Origin of the sequence: Desulfovibrio sp. Fe33 (assembly GCF_028532725.1) — a bacterium.
Taxonomy (GTDB): Bacteria; Desulfobacterota; Desulfovibrionia; order Desulfovibrionales; family Desulfovibrionaceae; genus Pseudodesulfovibrio.
In genome coordinates this window covers 108674-129751 of record NZ_JAQKGU010000007.1, presented here as the reverse complement: position 1 = coordinate 129751, position 21078 = coordinate 108674, and the positions used below count along the sequence as shown (strand labels likewise).

15 protein-coding genes are annotated in these 21078 nt (G+C 57.9%); 10 read left to right on the top strand and 5 right to left on the bottom strand.

The window, feature by feature from the left end; all coding sequences use genetic code 11:
* The first annotated feature begins 528 nt into the window (after window positions 1-528).
* The gene (locus tag PSN43_RS10760; protein WP_272700726.1) at window positions 529-912 is read left to right on the top strand and encodes a response regulator; all 384 of its coding nucleotides are present in this window, start codon (window positions 529-531) and stop codon (window positions 910-912) included.
* A 109-nt stretch (window positions 913-1021) separates the two neighbouring features.
* A complete protein-coding gene (locus tag PSN43_RS10755) occupies window positions 1022-2047 on the top strand; it encodes a glycosyltransferase family protein (RefSeq protein WP_272700725.1) in 1026 nt (341 codons plus the stop codon).
* Here PSN43_RS10755 and PSN43_RS10750 read toward each other — a convergent pair.
* Window positions 2014-3651 (bottom strand): glycosyltransferase family A protein, encoded by a 1638-nt coding sequence (locus tag PSN43_RS10750; protein ID WP_272700724.1) that lies wholly within the window; start codon window positions 3649-3651, stop codon window positions 2014-2016. The genes PSN43_RS10755 and PSN43_RS10750 overlap by 34 nt on opposite strands.
* Window positions 3648-4889, bottom strand: coding sequence for a glycosyltransferase family 2 protein (locus PSN43_RS10745; RefSeq protein WP_272700723.1), 1242 nt, complete (start codon window positions 4887-4889; stop codon window positions 3648-3650). Before PSN43_RS10745 ends, PSN43_RS10750 begins: the two co-directional genes overlap by 4 nt.
* 241 nt (window positions 4890-5130) lie before the next feature.
* Here PSN43_RS10745 and PSN43_RS10740 point away from each other — a divergent pair, with 241 nt between their 5' ends.
* The 8 genes from PSN43_RS10740 to PSN43_RS10705 all read left to right on the top strand — a co-directional run bounded on the left by PSN43_RS10740 (window position 5131) and on the right by PSN43_RS10705 (window position 16685).
* Window positions 5131-7329 carry a malate synthase G gene (locus PSN43_RS10740; RefSeq protein WP_272700722.1) on the top strand — a complete coding sequence of 733 codons (2199 nt, stop codon included), beginning with the start codon at window positions 5131-5133 and terminating at the stop codon, window positions 7327-7329.
* Window positions 7330-7334: 5 nt separating this feature from the next.
* Window positions 7335-8696, top strand: a complete 1362-nt coding sequence (locus PSN43_RS10735) for an L-serine ammonia-lyase (protein ID WP_272700721.1) — start codon at window positions 7335-7337, stop codon at window positions 8694-8696.
* A gap of 169 nt (window positions 8697-8865) precedes the next feature.
* Window positions 8866-9594 carry an amino acid ABC transporter ATP-binding protein gene (locus PSN43_RS10730; RefSeq protein WP_272700720.1) on the top strand — a complete coding sequence of 243 codons (729 nt, stop codon included), beginning with the start codon at window positions 8866-8868 and terminating at the stop codon, window positions 9592-9594.
* Window positions 9595-9668: 74 nt separating this feature from the next.
* A complete protein-coding gene (locus PSN43_RS10725; RefSeq protein WP_272700719.1) occupies window positions 9669-10493 on the top strand; it encodes an ABC transporter substrate-binding protein in 825 nt (274 codons plus the stop codon).
* Between the two features lie 74 nt (window positions 10494-10567).
* Window positions 10568-12331: an amino acid ABC transporter permease gene (locus tag PSN43_RS10720; protein ID WP_272700718.1), complete on the top strand. Its 1764-nt coding sequence runs from the start codon at window positions 10568-10570 to the stop codon at window positions 12329-12331.
* A 530-nt stretch (window positions 12332-12861) separates the two neighbouring features.
* The gene (locus PSN43_RS10715) at window positions 12862-13254 is read left to right on the top strand and encodes a cytochrome c3 family protein (protein WP_272700717.1); all 393 of its coding nucleotides are present in this window, start codon (window positions 12862-12864) and stop codon (window positions 13252-13254) included.
* A gap of 223 nt (window positions 13255-13477) precedes the next feature.
* A complete protein-coding gene (locus tag PSN43_RS10710; RefSeq protein ID WP_272700716.1) occupies window positions 13478-13858 on the top strand; it encodes a hypothetical protein in 381 nt (126 codons plus the stop codon).
* A gap of 199 nt (window positions 13859-14057) precedes the next feature.
* Window positions 14058-16685, top strand: a complete 2628-nt coding sequence (locus tag PSN43_RS10705; RefSeq protein WP_272700715.1) for a TrlF family AAA-like ATPase — start codon at window positions 14058-14060, stop codon at window positions 16683-16685.
* A 51-nt stretch (window positions 16686-16736) separates the two neighbouring features.
* Here the strand turns inward: PSN43_RS10705 and PSN43_RS10700 are convergent, their stop codons facing one another.
* The 3 genes from PSN43_RS10700 to PSN43_RS10690 form a co-directional block, all read right to left on the bottom strand.
* Window positions 16737-17105 (bottom strand): hypothetical protein, encoded by a 369-nt coding sequence (locus PSN43_RS10700; protein ID WP_272700714.1) that lies wholly within the window; start codon window positions 17103-17105, stop codon window positions 16737-16739.
* 92 nt (window positions 17106-17197) lie between these two features.
* Window positions 17198-19399 carry a RelA/SpoT family protein gene (locus tag PSN43_RS10695; RefSeq protein WP_272700713.1) on the bottom strand — a complete coding sequence of 734 codons (2202 nt, stop codon included), beginning with the start codon at window positions 19397-19399 and terminating at the stop codon, window positions 17198-17200.
* A gap of 15 nt (window positions 19400-19414) precedes the next feature.
* On the bottom strand, window positions 19415-21049 hold the full coding sequence (locus PSN43_RS10690) for a peptide-binding protein (protein ID WP_272700712.1): 1635 nt from the start codon (window positions 21047-21049) through the stop codon (window positions 19415-19417).
* Window positions 21050-21078: the final 29 nt, after the last annotated feature.

Genomic DNA, 21078 nt, shown 5'->3' with positions numbered 1-21078 from the left:
CCGGCCTTCCGGTAAACCCCGTGACCTCTTACTGGCGCACTATGAGCAAACCGTATGCCATCCCAAACCGAGAGAAAACGAACAAACAGTGTAGCAAATTCTTCCTTAACGACTGAAATAAATGTGTTTTATTTTGATCATTCCAGAACAATCCCATGGTATGCCGGACAAAGGTAAACGGCCGTTCGCCTCTTTTAAACGCGATATTCATCACAAAGCGATACTTTTTGTTCCAGTGGTACATAATGAACCGGTACCTCTCTTCCCCTCTCAAGCCCCCATACAAAAGGACGCCTGAACTCCCCATAACACACGGTGGGTAAAAATGTCCCACTTTTAAAAACATTCCCCTGAATCGCCTGACCATTTTTTTGTATGTCCCAATTGGAACGAACTGGTTATTTCCGTACCATATACATTTAACCACACAGTATAACAGGCTTTCTTTTAAACTCGACAAGTGGAGAAAAAAGTATCAAGACGTGTTTTGTTTCCAGTCGCTGGCATGTTCATTGTAAGGAGATCAACGTGAGAAAAAACACCAAGACCGCAACTATTCATATCCTCATTGTCGACGATGAGTCCGACTTCGCATCCACGCTGGCCAAGCGATTGACCCACCTCGGAGCGAAAGTGGACACCGCCGCGAGCGGGGTCGACGCCTATGCCGCGCTGGAATCATCCCCTATCGACGTGGTCCTGCTGGACATGAACATGCCCGACCTGAATGGAATGGAAACCCTCAAGATCATCCGCAAGAACTTCCCCCGTGCCAAGGTCATCGTGCTCACGGGAGAAGGCGACATGAACCGGCACATGCGGTCTCTCGAAGCAGGGGCCTTCGACTACCTGCTCAAACCCGTTCCCCTGGAACGGCTGTGGGAACGCATACAGGACGTCATGAAGGCGTAGGGACGCCGAACAGTCCGATCAAACCGACGCCGTTGGGGTGGCGATAATCTCCCCGCTTAACAAAGAAGGGCCAAGGGACGCATCACAGCCCCTCAGCCATGGAGTTCTCTTGAATATAGCCGTTTTGACTTTCGACAGCCCGGATTCAGCTTGCGCCCGATACCGTGTCCTGGCCCCGCTTCGCCACGAATCCGTAACGGTGAGCTGGGCCGTTCGCAGCCGGGGCGACAATCACGCCGTGAACAATGACGCCCTTCTGGGGGCCGACGTAATCCTGGTACAGAGATTCTTTCCCTTAGACTTCACCGAACAACTGCTCGACGCCTGCTTCAACAGCGGGAAGCCGGTCATCTACGACACGGACGACCTGCTCCAGGCCATCCCCGAGGAAAACCCGCAGCACGATCTCGCCCGCCGCACCATGCGGACGCTGGACAAAATAGCGCACCGCTTCGCAGCCATCTCTGTTTCCACCCGAGCCCTGGCCTCGACCTTCAAACGCCGGAACAGCCGCGTGGCGGTGACGCCCAACAGACTGGACACGACTCTGTGGGCCCCCTCGGAACCAAGGCAGGAGGGAACGCCCGTCCGAATCCTCTACGCAGGCACTCCCACCCATTCGGCCGACCTCGAAATCCTGCGGGCTCCTCTGGCCCGGCTGCTCGAAAAATACGCAGAGGCCGTCGAGCTGACCCTGTTCGGCTGCTCTTCCCCCTCCCTGGAAAGCCTGCCCTGCGTGCGCTTCATGCCCCCGACTGAAAATTACGCGGCCTATGTCGAAGCCATGAACGAACTTTCCTTCGACATCGGCCTAGCCCCGCTTGGGGACGACCCGTTCAACAGGGCCAAGAGCCACGTCAAATGGATGGAATACGCCGTGCGCGGAATCGCAGGAGTGTTCAGCGATCTGCCGCCATACGCCTGTGTCAGACACGGCCGGACCGGCCTCCTGGCCAACTCGCCCCGGGCATGGCTGGACTGTCTGAAAACCCTGATCGAGAACCCCGGCGCACGGACCCGGATGGCGCTCAGCGCGCAGGAGGAAGTCCTGTCCTCCCACACCGTCACCGACGACACTCCCGGCGAATTGCTCGCCCTGTGCTACGAATTGTCGGGCAAGAATCCCGATCTCTGAAGCCGCTCGCGCCTTGCCGTCAGATCCGCCCGCACCGCAGCGCGCTGTATGGCGCACAGTTCGGACCAAACGGGCGCGTGACGTTCTTCCAGAAGGTGACGGTGCATTTCGCTCCGCGCGGCCGCGCCTTCCGACAACTTCAGGAAATGCGTCGATTCCCGCAAATGGGTGATGCGCAAATCGCCCAGGTAGGCGGCGAGCCTGCCCTGCCGAAGCCTGCGCAGGTCGAGATCAAGGTCATCGAACTGGCTGGGAGAGAAAAGCAGATCGAAACCGCCGCTCCCGGCCAGGGAATCCGTTTCGAAGAGATGGCAGCAGCCGGTTACCGAAGCGGCATAGCGGCGATAGCCCAGCAGCGACTCGGCCATGACCTCCACGCAGGGTTCCTGTAATGAGAACCGTCCTCCCCTGCGCGCCGCCTCATCCTGCGGAAGCAGGAAGCCGTCGCCGTGCTGGACGAGACTTGGCGACCGCACATCAGCTACGCGGCAGCCCCACACTCCGGCTTCGGGGAAATCCTTCACGCCCGCAGCCAGCCCGGCCAACCAGTCGCGCGGCACAAGCACGTCGTCGTCAAGGAAGGCGATCCAACGCGCCCCCTCGCGGAGGGCCGCGTCCAGAAGCCAGTTGCGCGCAGCGGGCGCGCCCACGTTCACGGGCAGGACAACGATCTCCATGTTCCCACCGAACCTGTCGCGGGCCGCTTCAGCCACGGCCCGGCTGTCGTCGGTGCTTCCGTTGACCAGCACGCGCACGGTGACGTCGCCGACCTCGGGACCCAGGTTCGAGGCCAGAACGCTCTCCAGGGTCCGTCCCAGCTCTTCTGACTTATTAAAGGAATATATGGAAACCGCGCACTTGCCGTCCAACCCGACATCGCGCCGGGCCGGAAAGGCCAGGCTGTCGAGGAGCAGCAACGCCGTGGTGTGGTCGGGAAAATCCTCCAAGACCCTGACGAGGACGTTCATAGCGCGCTCGATGCGCCCTGCTCCCGCCAATGCTGCAGCCAGCTTGACGCCCCACACCGAATGGCCGCTGCGAGCGACCATTTTGCCCAAGGTCCCAACAGCCTGCCCATACATGCCGCCGGACAGCCAGACATCGGCCAAAAGCAACTCTCCCAATTCCGGGTCCACAGGCAGAAGCGTCCGCTCAAGAAACCGTTCCAGCCAAGCAAAATTCGACAGGATGCCCTGGAAGTGCATGGCCTGCCGAATCACAGGCAACACCGGGCCGCGCGAAACAGCCGTTTCGAAGCAACGCCCCATTTCTTCGTATTCTCCCGAAGCAAACAGTTGTCCGGCCTCCGGCAGATTGCCGCCGTTGTCCGCTCGGGCCACCCTGGCGGCCAATTGCAGCCCGAACTCAGTCAACACCCCGGCCACGGCAGGGACGGCTCCCGACAAGCGCACTAATTGCGTGGCCATAGCGCCGTCCAGAGGGAACTCCCCCCATGCCAAACAGAGCAGCCTGGCCCCGAGGGCGGCCGCTCCTGGGTCGCCGCCCCGTTCGGCCACTCTGAACGCGGACTGCGCCGCTAGGATCAGATGGCTGCGCCCCATTGTTCCCATAGCCAAAAAATCGGCCAAAACAACATCGGTCATAAAGCCTTCCCCGCCAGCCAATCGGCATAAAGATTCGTCAGCGAGGTCTGTTCCAGCCGCTTGCCAAAGACGACCATTTCCCGCGCCATGGCGGCAAGGTCCGAATTCACGGTTAGATTCAAATAGAACTTGATGAGACGTTCACCCTCCCGGCGCAAGCGGCCGTTCCCCGCTTTTCTTGCGGCCACACACAGCCGCCCGGCAGCTTCCCGACTGGGGAAAAACCGGGTCTGAAGAAAACGAATCTCGGCGAGCAGGGAAAGGTCTCCCTCCTCTCGACACAGCTCTGCCAGACGTTCGTAAGCCGGAGCGTACAGCGGTTCCCGCTCCATCATGGATAAACACTCATCACGCCCCAGATCGCCATGTTCGCGGGGAAAAGCCCGATCCAATATCGTCTTCCGCCTCTGCGGAAGCCTGGCAAACGGAACCAGATGCTCGTTAAGCCCCAATTCATAACCATCCTGCCGAAGATGCAAATGAAGGTCGGGGAATATTTCCCACAGATTCCGCTCCTTGAAGAGGTTGGCGTTATGCCGCTCATAATCGTGCCGCCCCGGAGTCTGGCTTTGAAGGTGGTAGATCCGGCTTTGCGGCACACAACGCAAGGCAAATCCGAGCTTACGGACACGCACGCACAGCTCAAGGTCCTCAGCCCCGTTGATGTATCCTTCATGGAACATGCCCGCCTCCATGAACACCGCCTTAGGCAGATGCAGCGCGGCGCCGGTCAGGAATTGCGGGGTGCGCGATCTGCGGGTCACAGGGTGAGAGGCTGGAAAGAATTCATACAAATGGCAAAAATGCAATTGCGGCTGGCAGGCCACACCTAGATGTTGGACCTTGTCGACGGGCAAGACTCCGCCTGCCGGATACATCAACAGCGGACCGGTCACGGCGCAATTGCCTGTATGAGCCTCCAGCAGGGGCGGGTACCACTGCGGCGTCAACAACGTGTCGTTGTTGAGGAAAAGCAGGAACTCGCCGACAGCTTCAGCGGCACCCAAGTTGCAAGCCGGACCAAAGTTGCGGTTTTCCGGCAGGCGAAGAACCCGGAAGGCGTCCCCGAACAGATTCCTGCCCAGAGGATCAAGTTCCGATCGCGTCTCGTCCAAAGAGCCGTTGTCCACCACGAGCACTTCCATGCTCACTTCCGGCGCGTGGTCGCGCAAGGAAAACAGACAGTCCCGCGTCAGGGAGAATTTATTAAAAACAGGTATGATGACGCTTAGTTGCATATAGATCCTTTGCCCAGGACCTTTGTTCGACGCAACGTCAAAAGTCGGACCTGATTCCACAACTGCATACAAGTTCCGTTCCAGCATAAATGCCCCGCGTATTCGAGGAACAAACCGACAGCCATGGAAAACTTGGTGTCATAAGAATCGGTTGTGGTTGCATTGCTCCCCGAGTCAGGGCATTCTACGATGATGATTCCCATGAAAACCGCGCCAATAATCAGCCCTATCAGGAGCAGGCATGACGCAAAGATATCTCGCAGGCGCCCTGTCGATCCACGCGGAACTCGCCGAGGCCGTCAGGACCATTTTGAAAGGAACCGGCCTCGATGAAGCCACCTTCTGGAGCGGAGCCGAATCCATATTCAGGGACTTCGCTCCGCGCAACCGGGAGCTGCTGGCCGAACGGGACCGCATCCAGGCCGCCATGGACGAATGGCACCGGGCGCACCCCGGCCAGCCTGGAGACAAAAAGACATACCACGCCTTCCTGCGCGAAATAGGCTACCTGACGCCGGAAGGCGGTGATTTCGCCATTGCCACCGAAAACGTTGACCCGGAAATCGCCCGAATAGCCGGTCCGCAACTCGTGGTTCCCGTCACCAACGCCCGGTTCGCCCTGAACGCGGCCAACGCCCGATGGGGCAGCCTCTACGACGCCCTGTACGGCTCCGACGTAATTGCAAGGGACGGCCTCCCGGCCAAGGGATACGACCCGGCGCGCGGGCAACAGGTCATGGCCTGGGCCGCCGCGCACCTGGACGTCGCCGTGCCCCTGGCAAACGGGTCCCATCGGGACGTAATCGGGTTCGAACTGGTGGACGGCCCCTCGGGCAGAAACGTCGTCGCAACCCTGCTCAACGGCGGCACCACTCCCCTGCGCGACCCGGCCCAATTCGCTGGCTACGTGGTCGATGAGGACCTCAAGTCCCTGCTTTTCGAAAAGAACGGCCTGCATATCGAACTGCAATTCGATCCCGAGCATCAGGTGGGCCGCGACCATCCGGCGGGCATCAAGGATGTTATCCTGGAATCCGCCGTATCGACCATCTTCGACTGCGAAGACTCCGTTGCCGTGGTGGACGGCGCGGACAAGGCGCAGGCCTTCCTGAACCTGTTCGGCTTGGTCATGGGCGACCTTGAGGCGAGCTTCAAAAAAGGCGGCGGGACCGTTACCCGCACGCTCGCCGACGACAGGACATACACCGCGCCCGACGGTTCCGTCCTGACGCTGCCCGGACGAAGCATGATGCTGGTCCGCACGGTGGGCCACCTCATGACCACCGACGCAGTGCTCATGAACGGCTTCGGCAAGAACGAAGAAGTTCCCGAAGGCATCCTGGACACCCTGCTCGCAGGGCTCGTCTTCCTGCACGACCTCAACGGCCGCGGCCGTTGGCGGAACAGCAGGAGCGGCAGCGTGTATATCGTCAAGCCCAAGCTGCACGGCCCCCTGGAGGTCGCCTTCACCTGCGAGCTGTTCGCGGCCGTGGAAAAGGCGCTCGACATGCCCGCGCGGACCCTCAAGGTTGGCATCATGGACGAGGAACGTCGGACCACACTAAATCTCAAGGAATGCATCCGGGCCGCAAGGGACCGGGTCATATTCATCAACACGGGCTTCCTCGACCGCACGGGAGACGAGATTCACACGGACATGGAGGCCGGCCCCATGGTCCGCAAGGCGGCGATCAAGGACGAACCGTGGATCGCGGCCTACGAGGACTGGAACGTGGACGTGGGCCTGGCCTGCGGTTTTTCCGGCAAGGCCCAGATCGGCAAGGGGATGTGGCCCAAGCCGGACTTGATGCGCGAGATGGTCGAGACCAAAGGGGCGCACCCCATGGCCGGGGCCAACTGCGCCTGGGTTCCCTCGCCCACGGCGGCGACCCTGCACGCCCTGCACTACCATCAAGTGGACGTTTTCGAACGGCAGCGTGCGCTGGCCGGGAAATCCCGCGCCACGCTGGATGCCCTGACAACCTTGCCCCTCATGCGGGGCGAGCGTCCCACGGAGGACGAAATCGCCCGTGAATTGGCCAACAACGCGCAGTCCATTCTCGGCTACGTGGTCCGCTGGGTGGACCTGGGAGTGGGCTGCTCCAAGGTCCCGGACATCAACGGCGTGGGCCTCATGGAGGACCGGGCGACCCTGCGCATATCGAGCCAACACCTCGCCAACTGGCTGCGCCACGGAATCTGCACGGAAGAGGCCGTCCTCGAAACCCTCAAGGCCATGGCCAAAGTGGTGGACCGTCAGAACCAGGGCGACCCAGCCTATCGCCCCATGGCCCCGCATTTCGACAGGAGCTTCGCCTTCCGGGCCGCCCGAGCCCTCATCTTCGAAGGCGCGGCCCAGCCCAACGGTTACACGGAACCGATTCTCCACACCATGCGCCGCATGGTCAAAGCGGCCGACGCAACAACAAACCAGGAGTAACGAGCATGGAGCCCGTGACCACGTCCATTTTCGAGCTGCTCAAGATAGGCCCCGGCCCTTCCAGCTCGCACACTATCGGCCCCATGAAGGCCGGATACGATTTTATGCGTCTGATCCGCGAACTGCCGGAAAAGGACAGACTGGCCGCCGACGACCTCGAAATCAGGTTGTTCGGCTCCCTGTCCGCCACGGGCGAAGGGCACGGCACGCCGAAGGCCGTCATGTCCGGCCTGCTCGGCTCCCAGCCCGACACCTGCGGGGCCGACGCCCTTGAGCGGTTCGCGGACGGGAACAAGCCCTTCGATCTCGATCTGGGCGTCAAGCTCCTATCCTTTTCCCCTTCCCGGATCATCCTGGACGCCATCCACCATGACCACGCCCACCCGAACACCCTTATCTTCCGGCTCAAGGCGGGGGAAAAAATCCTGCTGGAACGAACCTACTATTCCGTGGGCGGCGGATTCCTGCGCTGGGATGGATGGAAAGAGCCTTCACGGGGCGAGCCGGTCTATCCATACTCGACCATGGCCGAGCTGAAAGCCCACCTGAGGGCCAAATCCATCCGCCTGCACGAGCTAATCCTGGCCAACGAAATGTCCATCACCGGAGCCACGGAGGACGAGATATACATGGGCCTGGACCACATCATCGCGGTCATGGAGCAGGCCGTGGAAAACGGCATCCAGACCTCGGGCGTGCTGCCCGGCCCCATCGGGCTGCAACGCAAGGCGGCGGCCATGTACGACCGGGCAAGGCAGGAATATTTTCAGGGTCCCGGTTTCATCAAAGCGCTCAACGCCTACGCCCTGGCCGCCTCCGAAGAAAACGCGGCGGGCCACTGCGTGGTCACGGCTCCCACCTGCGGAGCGGCGGGCGTCATCCCGGCCATCATCTTCATGCTCAAGCGCCACACGGGAGCCTTGCAGACGGAACTGCGCGAGGGGCTGCTGGCCGCCTGCGCCATCGGGTTCCTGTGCAAGCACAACGCCTCCATCTCCGGGGCAGAAGTGGGCTGCCAAGGCGAGGTGGGCGTGGCCTCGACCATGGCTGCGGCCATGATCGCCTACGCCAGGGGCTACCGGTTCCAGGTCACGGAAAACGCCGCCGAAATCGCCTTGGAGCACCATCTTGGGCTGACCTGCGACCCGGTGGGAGGCTACGTCCAGATTCCATGCATTGAGCGCAACGCCATGGGCGCGGTCAAGGCGTTCAACGCCTACCTCATTGCCTCCACCCTGGATGAAAGCTATCAGAAAGTGGACCTGGACAAGGCCATCCGGGCCATGGCCCAGACCGGCCGGGACATGTCCGCGAAGTACAAGGAGACCTCCGAGGCGGGGCTGGCTCTAAGCTTCACAGAATGCTGACGATCCGTCGTCCGCTCGTCTCTCTCCGCTCATGAGGAATTCTTCCCGGAAAAATCCGCTGAACATTGTTCACGACACCCCTCCGGGGCAGAATTTATATTGCTATACGGCCGTTTTTCTGCTAAAAATTCCTCTTGACTTTTGCCCAATTTCTTTCCCGGAGTTCACAGTGATTTCTTTCAGAGGCGTCAATAAATGGTATGGGGACTTCCAGGTCCTCAAAAATATCAACCTCAATGTGACCAAGGGGGAAGTCGTGGTGGTCTGCGGGCCTTCCGGTTCCGGCAAGTCCACCATGATCCGGTGCATCAATCGGCTGGAGCCCATCCAGGAAGGCGACATCCTGGTGGACGGCATGAACGTTTCCGACCCCCGCACCAACATGACCCTGCTCCGCGCCGAAGTAGGTTTCGTCTTCCAGCAGTTCAATCTCTACCCGCACATGACGGTCATGGAGAACATCACCCTGGCGCCGACGCTCGTCCGGGGCATGAACCGGGGCGACGCCACCGCCATAGGCATGGACCTGCTCAAGAAAGTCGGCATCCCGGACAAGGCGGGCTCCTATCCGTCGCAGCTCTCGGGCGGCCAGCAACAGCGAGTGGCCATCGCGCGGGGCCTGGCCATGCAACCGAAGATCATGCTCTTCGACGAACCCACGTCGGCCCTGGACCCGGAAATGATCAACGAGGTCCTGGACGTCATGAAGTCCCTGGCCCGCGAAGGCATGACAATGGTCTGCGTCACCCACGAAATGGGGTTTGCGCGGGAAGTTGCGGACCGGGTCATATTCATGGACGACGGGTATCTCATCGAAGAAAACACGCCCGAGGAATTCTTCCACAACCCGCAGTCCGACCGGACCAAGGATTTTCTCAGCAAGATTCTCAGCCACTAGCGGATTTTCGCCCTTGCCGGACATTGTGCCCGGCAAGGGCTTTTTTCATACGAACTCGACAATAGGAGAGGTAAATGAGAGTTCTCAAAATCGCTGTCATGGCCGCCCTGCTGGTTATGGCTGCATCCGTCGCTTTCGCCGGTCCCACCTATGACCGCGTCATGTCCACCAAGGTCCTCAAGGCCGGTCTGTCCAACCAGGGCATTCCCTTCGGCTTCATCAACGACAAGAACGAGTGGGTCGGCTTCGATGTCGACATGGCCACCGAGATCGCCAAACGCCTCGGCTGCAAGCTCGAAAAGGTCGTGGTCAACAACAACACCCGCATCTCCTTCGTCCAGACCAACCCGCCCAAGGTCGACATGGTCCTGTCCAACATGACCCACAAGCGCGTGCGCGACGAAAAGATCGACTTCTCCATCACCTACTTCTTCGACGGACAGAAGTTCCTGGCCAAGAAGGGCACCGTCAAGGACGCCAAGGACCTGGCCAACATGAAGGTCGGCTCCATGCAGGGCACCACCTCCATCGTCAACGCCACCGCCTACCTGAAGGAACTGGGCAACCCCAACCCGCAGGTCACCGGTTATGACGGCGAAGTCGCCATGTTCGAAGCTCTGCGCTCCGGCCGCGTCCAGGCCATCACCACCGACTCCACCATCCTGCTCGGTTACGCCGCCAAGGTTCCCGGCCAGTTCGAGCTGGTCGGCGACTTCATCTCCGACGAGCCCTACGGCGTCGGCCTGCCCCAGGACGACTCCGCCTGGCGCGACACCATCAACTTCACCATTCAGGACATCTGGATGGACGGCACCTACCTGAAGATCTACGACAAGTGGTTCGGCCCGAACTCCCAGTATCCGTTCCCGCTGACTTCCAAGATCGAAATGTGGCCGTAGGCCCTTTTCCCGAAGCATGACAATCGGGTCCCGGAGCCTTCCGCTCCGGGACCCTCTTTCCTCAAAAGAGCACGATGTTTAAACGGTATTTCGAAAAAATCTGGGTCCAAAACCTGGCCCTCCTGGCCCTGACCGGCCTGGTGGTCTACTATTTCGCCTTCGTCTTCGAATTCAAATACGATTTCGACTGGGCCGTGTTTGCCGTAGAAGGCCAGTACGGCCACATGGGCCACCTCATGGTCAACGGCATCAACACCACCCTGACCATCACGCTTTACTCGGCGGCCATCGCCCTGGCCATGGGCACCATCTTCGGTCTGGCGCGGCTGTCCTCCTTCAAGCCGGTCTACTGGTTCGCCACCAGCTACGTTGAGCTTTTCCGCAACACCCCCCTGCTCATCCAGCTCTTTTTCTGGAACTTCGCCCTGCCCTACGCCTTCCCGGAGGAAATCCGCTTCAAGCTGTTCGACATGAACTTCGAGTTCTGGTGCGCCACGGTGGGTTGCGGCATATTCACCGGCGCGTTCATGGCGGAGATCATCCGAGCGGGCATCCAGTCCATCCCCAAGGGACTGCTCGAAGCCTCCTATTCGTCGGGACTGACCTTCCCTCAGACCCTGCGCAAGGTCATCCTGCCGCTCGCCTTCCGCGAGATCATCCCGCCGCTGGGCAGCGAGTTCCTCAACAACATGAAGAACACCTCCCTGGCCATGACCATCGGCGTGTCCGAACTGTGCTGGTCCATGACCGAGGTGTACTCCCTGACCTACCGGACCTTCGAGGCCTTTTCCGTGGCCACGCTGGTCTATCTCGGCCTGTCCCTGTCCATCGCGGGCATCCTCTACATCGTCAACGAACGCCTCAAGATCATGCCCCGCGACAGGATCACCCCCCTGCGCAGGGTGGCCGATGTTCTCTTCTGGCCGTTCGACTTCCTGGGACGCAAACTCGAATACATCTTCTGGTATTTCCGCAAGAGCCCGGACCAGCGCACCGTCTCCCCGCTCAAGCAGGCGTTGAACAGACTGGGCAGAAATCTGATAAAGGCCCTCAAAATTTTCTTCGTGGCCGCCCTCGCCTACGTCCTCTACATGGTCGTCATGGCCCTTATCCACTTCAACTGGGAAATCATCGGAGCCAACTTCAAGACCCTGCTCATCTGGCGTTTTCCCGAAGGCGACGAGACCGAGTTCTGCTTCGGACTGGGCGGGCTGGCCAGCTCCCTGCTCATGGCCGCCATCTCCATCGCGGGCAGCTTCATCATAGGGCTCGCGGTCGGCATGGGGCGCACGGCCAAGAACCGCGTCTTCCGCATCCCCTGCATACTGTACATCGAGCTTATCCGGGGCGTGCCGCTCATCCTGGTCATCCTCTGGTTCTACCAGGCGATTCTCGAATTCGTCTTCAAGGTAGACGTCCAGGCGTTCTGGGCCGCCACCATCGCCATGACCTTCTTCTTCGGAGCGTACATCGCCGAGACCGTGCGCGGCGGCATCGAGAATATCCCGCCCGGGCAGGTGGAAGCGGCCAAGGCATCCGGCCTGACGTACTTCCAGACCATGCGCAAGATCATCCTGCCCCAGGCGCTCAAGCAAATGCTCCCCGCCCTGGTCGGCATGTTCATCGCCGCTTTCAAGGACACGTCCCTGGCCTATATCATCGGCGTCATGGAGCTGACCCGCGCGGCCTACGCCATCAACAACCGAATCATGATCTATCCCTTCGAAATCTACACCACGGTGGCCGTGCTCTACTTCGTCTTCAGCTACTTCATGAGTCTTTACGCCAAGCGGCTGGAACGTAAACTAAGCCCCGAAACCATTCGCATCGAAATGTAGACGAACTGCATCGAAAGGCATGAAGGGGGAACGGCGACGTTCCCCCTTCTTTTTTTTGGGGGGGGAGTCTGCTTGACTCTTTGAAGAGGAAAGGCAGGTTTGAAAGCCGCTTCGCGGCAATGATCGGATGATTTCGCCTCCGGCGGGCAAGGGCTCACACCCTTGCATCCCTTTTATGCGCCTTCGGCGCGGGCTTTTGCTCCGTTACGTTCTGCCGCAATGCGGAAGTTAATTTTACTGGTCCTTTTTTATTGGGCCTGTCTCATTAACTCGAAGGACAAAATCAGGTTTGAAAGCCGCTCCGCGGCAATCGTCGGATGATTTCGCCTCCGGCGGGCAAGGGCTCGCACCCTTGCATCCCTTTTATGCGCCTTCGGCGCGGGCTTTATTGCATCCCGTACACCGTACGTGCGCAACTTATGCGCTCGGTCTCGCCGATCGAAATTTATTTTCCTTATATTTCAATCGACTATTTCTGGCACACGCCTTGCCATGTCTTAATCGACAACCAATAAAACCCTGGAGGCATCATGCGACGCATCGTCATCACCCTTATGGCCCTTTTCACCTTTGGCCTGGCCGTCTCGGCCTGGGCCGCTCCGTCGGCTCCCGGCGATATCAAGCTCGGTCCGCCCACAGGCATGGAAGCCACCAAGAGTCTGGTGGACTTTCCCCACGGCCGCCATGTGAAGGCGGATATGGAATGCGCCACCTGCCATCACACGTGGGACGGCAAGTCGGAAATCAAGGGATGCAGCGCATCTGGTTGCCACGACCAGCCCGGCAAGAAGGAAGCGACCGCCTTTTACTCGGCTTTCCACGCCAAGAATACCGACAAGAGTTGCCTGGGCTGCCACAAGATCGTGAAGAAGCGCGACGGAAAGCCGGTGCCGATATCCTGTAAGCAGTGCCACGCCGACTAGTTAAGCCGCCATCCCCTCCCCCGAAGGCCCGCCCCGTGCGGGCCTTTCTCATGCCCAAACGGGAAAACAACCGCGCCGGAAGCGTCCCAACAGGGCGCAATCGTGCGCAAAGACTGCGCATCTGGCGAAAGCGTACGTAATTATATCCTTTGAATTCAATGAATTATATGTGGCACATCCTTTGCCATAACTTGGTCATCACAACCCCAACACTGGAGACATTATGCGACGATTGATCCTCATCACCTTGGCCCTTTGTTCCCTCGTCTTAGCCACTTCGGCTTCGGCCGATCCCGGCAGCCACCGCAACTCCGGACCCCAATACTCCCGGCAACAGGGACACCAAGCCATGCAACACAAGCAGGGACGCGCGTACTCCCAGGAGCGGCGGGGACATCAGGAATTCCGTCACGCCCCCCGGCCGGGCAATCCCCCCTTGCACGCCATGAGCAACCGGCCCGAACACCGGAAGTATCCGCACTTCCGTCCCCACAAGACGCACCGCCACAACTACGGTCACGGCTTTCACCGGAACGACCGCTGCGAGACCAAGCGCATTACCCCGATCCAGCGGTTTTCATTCATAATTCAAACCATCAGATAAGCAGTCCCCCCTTAAACGGCATTATGTAGGAAATGCACAAAGCCAGCAATTGCATCCCCTTATCGGCATCAGTTGCTGGCTTTTCTCATTGGATATGAGAAATTATCGTATCTATAATGTAATACACGTTGCATGATTGCTTAACCCTTGATAGTTCGGAAGACATTAATTTTATTCATTCTCTACCAAGGATCTTGCAATGGGCATTTTTGACAACGGCAGCGTTTGGCTGAGAGCGGATTTCCACCTTCACACTAATGCCGACAAAGAGTTCACGTATCCAAACGAGCCGCAGCACTTCTTTCACGATTACGTCCAGGCTCTTAAGGACGCAGGTATATCTATCGGCGTCATAACTAATCATAACAAATTCGAACACGAGGAATTCAAGACACTTCGCCAGAAGGCAAAGCGTGAAGGTGTCTTCCTTCTTCCTGGCGTTGAACTCTCCGTAAATGATGGAGCCAACGGTATCCACACTTTGGTGGTGTTCAGCGACAAATGGCTTGAAAATGGAAACGACTATATCAACAATTTTCTTGCTGCGACCTTCTCGGGGAAGGCTAAGGAAGAATATCAACGCGAGAATGGCAGAAGCTCCCAAAGTCTCCTTCAGACCATCCAGAAACTTGAAGAATATAATCGAGATTTTTTCATAATATTCGCTCATGTAGAGCAAAAGAGTGGACTTTGGAATGAACTTGACGGTGGCCGTCTTCAGGAACTTGGAAAGCACGAAGCCTTCAGGCGAAGGGCCTTGGGGTTTCAGAAAGTCAGAACTCATAATGTCACTGACAAGAAGTGCCGTACCAAGGCACAAGACTGGCTTGGCGAAGCATATCCGGCTGAGGTTGAAGGATCTGACTGTAAAGGGTTGGATGGTGTTGGGAATGGGAAAAAGAGTTACCTTAAGGTCGGTGATTTCACATTTGAAGCGGTGAAATACGCGCTCTTGGACCATGAACATAGACTGGCCACCGAACCAGTTGGACACGAATGTTCTCACATCATTAGTGTAGGATTCGAAGGTGGGGCTCTTGACGGAAAGACTGTTTACTTCTCCCCAGAGCTGAACACCCTTATTGGAATTCGTGGCAGCGGTAAGTCGTCCATCATTGAAGCAATTCGATACACTCTTGATATCCCTCTCGGGCCTGATGCGATAGATAGGCCATACCGCGAAAAGCTTGTCGAACACATTTTGGGTAGCGGAGGGAGAGTCGTCATTACGGCCAAAGACCAACGTGGGCAGCTCTACCAAGTAGTCCGAATTCTCAAAGGGGCTCCAGATGTTTACGTTGACGGTAACGTACAGCGGGGCATCTCTATTCGAGAGACGGTTTTAAACAAGCCAATATACTTTGGACAAAAAGATCTTTCCAGTGCCGGTGAAGGCTTTGAGAAGGATCTGGTTGAGAAGCTTGTTGGCGAAAAGCTGGTTGATGTCAGGGCAAATATCAAACGACAGGAAATGGTGGTTGGGGCAGCTCTTGACAACCTACACCGCCTTTCGCAGGGAGCAGATGATAGGGAGACTATAGAGGCCAAAAAGCAAAATGCGATTTTCAAGCTGAAATTTTATAAAAAACACGGCGTTGAAGCCAAGATGAGTAAGCAGACCGAGTTTGACAAAGACTCTACCGCTTGCGCAGATCTCCAGAGGATTGCGAAACACTATCTTGATGAGTTGGAGAATTTCATTGATGTGTTCGACGACGAGCTCAAGGAAAAGTTGGGATATGAGTCTCAGGAGAACAAACAACTTTTCGAAAATATCCTAAGTAGTTATTCTAAATTGCTCACATCCTTTGCCCAAATCAAGAAGGAACTTGCTACCGGCAAGGAGGTCTTGGAGGAGCTTAAAACAAAAATCTCAGAGTTTGACCGGACAAAAGAATCCCTCAAGGAAGAGTTCGCAAAAATTGAGCGGTCTCTGGCTGAAGAATTGAAGCAGGATGGAGCGGTAGCCATCAGCCCAGATGAGTTCTTGACGCTAACCACTACCGTCACAGAAGCCGACAAAGCCCTGGCTGAGATCGGGAAGAAGGCGAAGAAAAAAGAGCAGCTTGAGGATGAGTTACATCAATCTCTAGCAGACCTGAACGAGCTTTGGCGTGAAGAATTCGTGATTATTCAAAGCGAGCTTGAAAAGGTTAACCAAAATCATACCGCCCTTCAGATTGACTCGGAATTCAAGGAAGACAAAAAGGCTTACCTGGAGGCCATGGTTGGATTTTTCAAAGGGAGTAAAATTAGGAAAACAACCCTTGAAGCCCTGGTGCAGGAATACCCTGATTTTGGGGCTATGCGGAGAAACTTGGCTGATGTTCTTGCCAAGCAAGGCACATCTGCCCAAACCTTTGAGGAATACTTCGCCCTACACTACAAGGAAATGCTCGTCTGGCAGGTGCCGAACCTCTTTAGGATAAAATATCGGGATAAGGAATTACGTCATCACTCTCTTGGACAAAGGGCGTCTGCGCTCATTCTGTTCGTGTTGAGCCAGCAAGAGAATGATGTGATAATTATTGATCAGCCAGAAGACGACCTGGATAACCAGACCATATATGAAGATGTCATCAAGCTGATAAGAAAACTGAAGCCGAGCACTCAATTCATTTTCGCGACACATAATGCGAATTTCCCGGTATTAGGCGATGCTGAGCAAATAATAGCCTGCAAATATTCAGACAACAAAATTTCCCTGTCTTCTGGTAGTATCGATTGCCCGACCCAGCAGCAGGATGTCGTGGATATTATGGAGGGTGGCGAAGAAGCATTCAATCAACGAAAACGCATCTACGAAATCTGGAGTCCAGAAAAATAGGATAGTCAACCGAGAAAGGGACGGCCCAAAAGACCGTCCCTTTCTCTTTGTCTACCAGCGCCGGTAGTGCTTGCTCAGCAGCTTGAACAAGTATTGGATGTCCTGATCCGTGAGCATACGCTTATGGGCGAAGCAAGCACGCATCTCTTCCCGAGCCTTTTCTTCCAGCTTCAGGCTGGTAGCTTTTGGCCAATCCGTGCCCCAACGGCCGCGATCCGACTCAACGTCGCCGGGTTCGTAGCAGTAGAACGGTTCCCAGAAATCGCGCATCTTGCCCCACTTCTTCTCGTGGCGCTTGAAACAACGCTCGCCATAGCCTTCGGCGAAGTGACGGTCGATGAGCAACTCGCAGATATGCATCAAGAGCAGGTCACGTTCAGCGCCTACGTAGTAAGGATCTTGGCGCAGCTCACGTTGCATGAGCACGAGCTTGTGCCGGATAACAGCGCCCTTAAATGAAAAAGGCCCGCTTTCAGGCGGGCCTTTTCTTTGCGGTCGTTGCAGCGCGGGCGTCAGGAAACGCGGATGGCTTCCTTGACGGCCTTGAGTTTCTTGACTTCGGCCAGGGCCGCATAGAGCTGGTCCAGGCTCTTGACCTCGACGGTGAAGTTGAGCATCGAGGTGCCGTCCACCTTGGATTCGAAATTGCCGGAATCGATGTTGACGTCCATATCCGCGAGCATGGTGCAGATGCGGCCAAGCATACCGGGCTTGTTCAGGCACTTGATCTTGACCTTTGCCGGATACGGCTTCTCCTCCACGCCCTCCCAACTGACCTGAAGCAGACGCTCGTCCTCGAAATTGCCGACGTTCGGACAGTCGATGCGGTGCACCGTCACGCCACGGCCCCGGGTGATGTAGCCGATGATGGGCTCGCCAGGCAGGGGGTTGCAGCAACTGGCGAAGCGCACGAGGACATTGTCCACACCGGAAATCTGCAATCCGTCGGCCTTGGGCTTCTTGCCGATTTCCACGCCGGAAGCGACGACCGGCTCTTCCTCGGGTTCCGGGGCAACCTTTTCCTTGAGCTTGCGCTCGTCCAGGGTCTCGCCATGCAGGGCCGCATATAGTCGTTTGATGACCTTGCGCGGGGTAAAACGCGAGAAGCCCACCTGGGTCAGCAACTCGTCCACGCTGCCGCAGTTGAACTCCCCGGCCAGCTTGATGAGCTCGCCGTCCTTGATGGCCTTCTGAATATTGATGCCGACCCGACGCCCTTCCTTCTCAAGCATCTCCTTGGCCAGGTTGATGGCGCGTTCCTTCTCGACGGTACGGATGTAATGCTTGATCCGGGTCCGCGCCTTGGCGGTCTTGACGAATTTCAGCCAGTCGCGGCTGGGCACGCGGTTCTTGTCGGTGATGATCTCCACCGAATCACCGTTCTGCAAACGGTACTGCAAGGGCACGATGCGGCCGTTGACCTTGGCTCCGGCACACTTGTCACCCACTTCGGAGTGAATGAAATAGGCGAAGTCGACGGGCGTGGCCCCATCGGGCAGTTCCTTGATGTCGCCGTTGGGCGTAAACACGTAGACCTCGTCCTGGAACATCTCCAGCCGCAACGAGGACATGAATTCGCGGGGATCGGAAAGCTCGCGCTGCCAATCCATGATCTGCTTGAGCCAGGTGTACCGCTCGGCGTCGCGCCGACCGGTGGTCTTGCCCTTTTTGACCCCTTTGCCCACTTCCTTATACTGCCAGTGGGCGGCCACGCCGTATTCGGCGATCTTATGCATCTCCTCGGTGCGGATCTGAATCTCGATACGCTCCCCGTCCGGCCCCATGACCGTGGAGTGGAGAGACTGGTACATGTTCGCCTTCGGGATGGAGATATAGTCCTTGAACCGTCCCGGCACGGGCCGCCAGGCCGCGTGGATCAGGCCCAGCACGGCGTAGCAGTCCTTCAAAGAGGTAACGATAACCCGGAAGGCGATAAGGTCGTAAATTTCGTCGAAGGTCAGCCCCTGCTGCTCCATCTTGATCTGGATGGAATGCAGGTGCTTGGTCCGGCCGAAGACCCGCCCCTGAATCTTGTTCTTCCGGAGCATGTCGTTGATAAGGTCGATAACCTTGTCGATATACGGCTCGCCCGCGGCCCGGTGCTCGTGCACGGCATCGGAAAGCTGGGCGTAGACGTCGGGGCGCAGATAGCGCAGACAAAGGTCCTCAAGCTCGGTCTTGACCCTGTGCAGGCCCAGCCGGTTGGCCAGCGGCGCATAGATGTCCTGGGTCTCCCGGGCGATGAGCCGCTGCTTGACCGGCTTCATGAACTCCAGGGTACGCATGTTGTGCAGCCTGTCGGCCAGCTTGACCATGAGCACGCGGATATCCTCGGCCATGGCCAGAATGAGCTTGCGGATGTTCTCGGCCTGCTGCACGGCCTTGGACTCGAATTCCATGCGGCTGATCTTGGTCACGCCGTCCACGATGTCGGCCACATCCGAGCCGAAAAGTTCCTCGATCTCATCGACCGTGGTGTCCGTGTCCTCCACTGTGTCGTGCAGGAGACCGGCGGCCACGGAAGCCTCATCGAGCTGCATGTCGGCCAGAAGATAGGCGACATTCATGGGATGGGAGATATACGGCTCGCCGGATCGCCGCACCACGCCGTCATGCGCTTGTGCGGAAAAAACGTAGGCCCGCTGGATCAAATCCAGATCGGGGTCCTTGATATATGAGGCCACCTTGTCGGTGATTTCGTTAATGCGAATCATGTATGTACGTCCGCCTTACGGCTGGTGTTGCAGACTGCGTGGTATCCACCACTTCTCGGAATTATAGGATATACCGGCCGGGGCCGCCTCGATATTCTGTATCCTGGCCTGGACTATGGGCAGGGACATGGGAACGTAGAGGAAACAATAGGGAACGTCGTCGTGCAGGATTTCCTGCACCCGGTCGTAGATGGGCTTGCGCTCCTCCTGCCGCACCAGATGCCGTCCGCGCTCGAGAAGCTCGTCCAGCTCCGGATTGATGTAGCGCGTGAAATTGAGCCCCCCGTCCACGGCCATCGAGGAATGCCACACGTTATAGATGTCGGGGTCCTGTAGAATATTCCATCCCAAAATAATAGCGTCGAAACGGCCCTTGTCAACGAACTCCTTGATGAACGCCGCCCACTCCACCGTGCGCAGGGAAACCTGGATGCCGACGTCCTTGAGCCGCTGCTGGAGAATGACCCCGGTCTTGATCCGCAGGGAATTGCCCTGGTTGGTGATGATGGAAAAGGCGAACCGCTTGCCGTCCTTGTCCAGCCAGCCGTCGCCGTCGGAATCCGTCCAACCTGCCTCGGCCAGCAGGGCCCTGGCCTTGTCCGGGTCGAAAGGACGAGGCCTGACGTTATCGTCGTACTGCCAGGTGCCGGGCTTGTACGGCCCGTTGGCCGCCTCGCCCATGCCGTAGAGCACTCCCTTGATGAGCTCCCGCCGGTCAATGGCGTAGTCGATGGCCCGCCGCACACGCACATCCTGGAAAAACGGGTGCTTGAAATTGAAGCCGAGGAACGTGTAGCCGAAGGAAAGGAAGCTGAACTTGCGGAAGCTGCCGTCCCAGCCAGGCCCCGATGTTTGATAGAGATATTGGAGAGAATCCAGCCCCATGGTGTCGAGATTGCCCGCCTTGAGTTCCAGGAACTGCGTGCCCATGTCCGGGATGACGCGATAGACGAGATAATCGATGTACGGCTTGCCTTCGAAGAAGGTCGGGTTGGCCTCAAGCACGATCTGGCTGCCCGCGGTCCACTCCTTGAGCATATACGGCCCCGCCCCGACGGGTTGGCGGCTGTACTTCGTGTCCAGCAGGTTCTCCCCTTCGAGGACATGCTTCGGCAGGATATCCGTGGCCCACGAGACCAACGCCTTGGCGAAAGGTTGCTCGTAGGTCGCCTCGAAGGAGAACTTCCCTGTCTTGCGGAACTCCTTGACCAACTTGAAATTGCCCGCATAGGCCGTAGGCGTCTTGGGATCGATGGTCAAGCGGTAGGTGAACTCCACGTCGTCGGCGGTCAGTTGGACCCCATCGGTCCAGTAAATGTCCTCGCGCAGCTTGAAGCGGAGACGCCTGCCGCCGTCAAGAACCTCATAAGACTCGGCCGCATAGGGCACCAGATTGATGTCCTTGTCGTATTTAAGCAGGCTGACATACACCTGCCCCGCGATTGTGTGCGAGGCGGAGTCCGTGGCCAGAATGGATATCAGGTTGCTCGGCTCGCCGAGCATGGGTTCCACCAACGTGCCGCCGCCCTCGGGCACGGAAGGAATCTCTGTGGGATTCACGGGAGGAACGGGCGTGGCAGGGCCTCCGTCGGAACACCCGACGGCGAATAACAAACAAAGAAGGGCGGCAATCAGTTTCGCGAGTCTCATTTTCCCTTGCAAAAGCACTTTGGTTGGCC

Excerpts from the sequence above, each read along its gene's own strand:
- PSN43_RS10715 (WP_272700717.1), top strand. The coding sequence starts at position 12,862 with ATGCGACGCATCGTCATCACCCTTATGGCCCTTTTCACCTTTGGCCTG.
- PSN43_RS10740 (WP_272700722.1), top strand. The coding sequence starts at position 5,131 with ATGACGCAAAGATATCTCGCAGGCGCCCTGTCGATCCACGCGGAACTC.
- PSN43_RS10750 (WP_272700724.1), bottom strand. The coding sequence starts at position 3,651 with ATGACCGATGTTGTTTTGGCCGATTTTTTGGCTATGGGAACAATGGGG.
- PSN43_RS10725 (WP_272700719.1), top strand. The coding sequence starts at position 9,669 with ATGAGAGTTCTCAAAATCGCTGTCATGGCCGCCCTGCTGGTTATGGCT.
- PSN43_RS10705 (WP_272700715.1), top strand. The coding sequence starts at position 14,058 with ATGGGCATTTTTGACAACGGCAGCGTTTGGCTGAGAGCGGATTTCCAC.
- PSN43_RS10720 (WP_272700718.1), top strand. The coding sequence starts at position 10,568 with ATGTTTAAACGGTATTTCGAAAAAATCTGGGTCCAAAACCTGGCCCTC.
- PSN43_RS10695 (WP_272700713.1), bottom strand. The coding sequence starts at position 19,399 with ATGATTCGCATTAACGAAATCACCGACAAGGTGGCCTCATATATCAAG.
- PSN43_RS10735 (WP_272700721.1), top strand. The coding sequence starts at position 7,335 with ATGGAGCCCGTGACCACGTCCATTTTCGAGCTGCTCAAGATAGGCCCC.
- PSN43_RS10710 (WP_272700716.1), top strand. The coding sequence starts at position 13,478 with ATGCGACGATTGATCCTCATCACCTTGGCCCTTTGTTCCCTCGTCTTA.
- PSN43_RS10690 (WP_272700712.1), bottom strand. The coding sequence starts at position 21,049 with ATGAGACTCGCGAAACTGATTGCCGCCCTTCTTTGTTTGTTATTCGCC.
- PSN43_RS10745 (WP_272700723.1), bottom strand. The coding sequence starts at position 4,889 with ATGCAACTAAGCGTCATCATACCTGTTTTTAATAAATTCTCCCTGACG.
- PSN43_RS10700 (WP_272700714.1), bottom strand. The coding sequence starts at position 17,105 with ATGCAACGTGAGCTGCGCCAAGATCCTTACTACGTAGGCGCTGAACGT.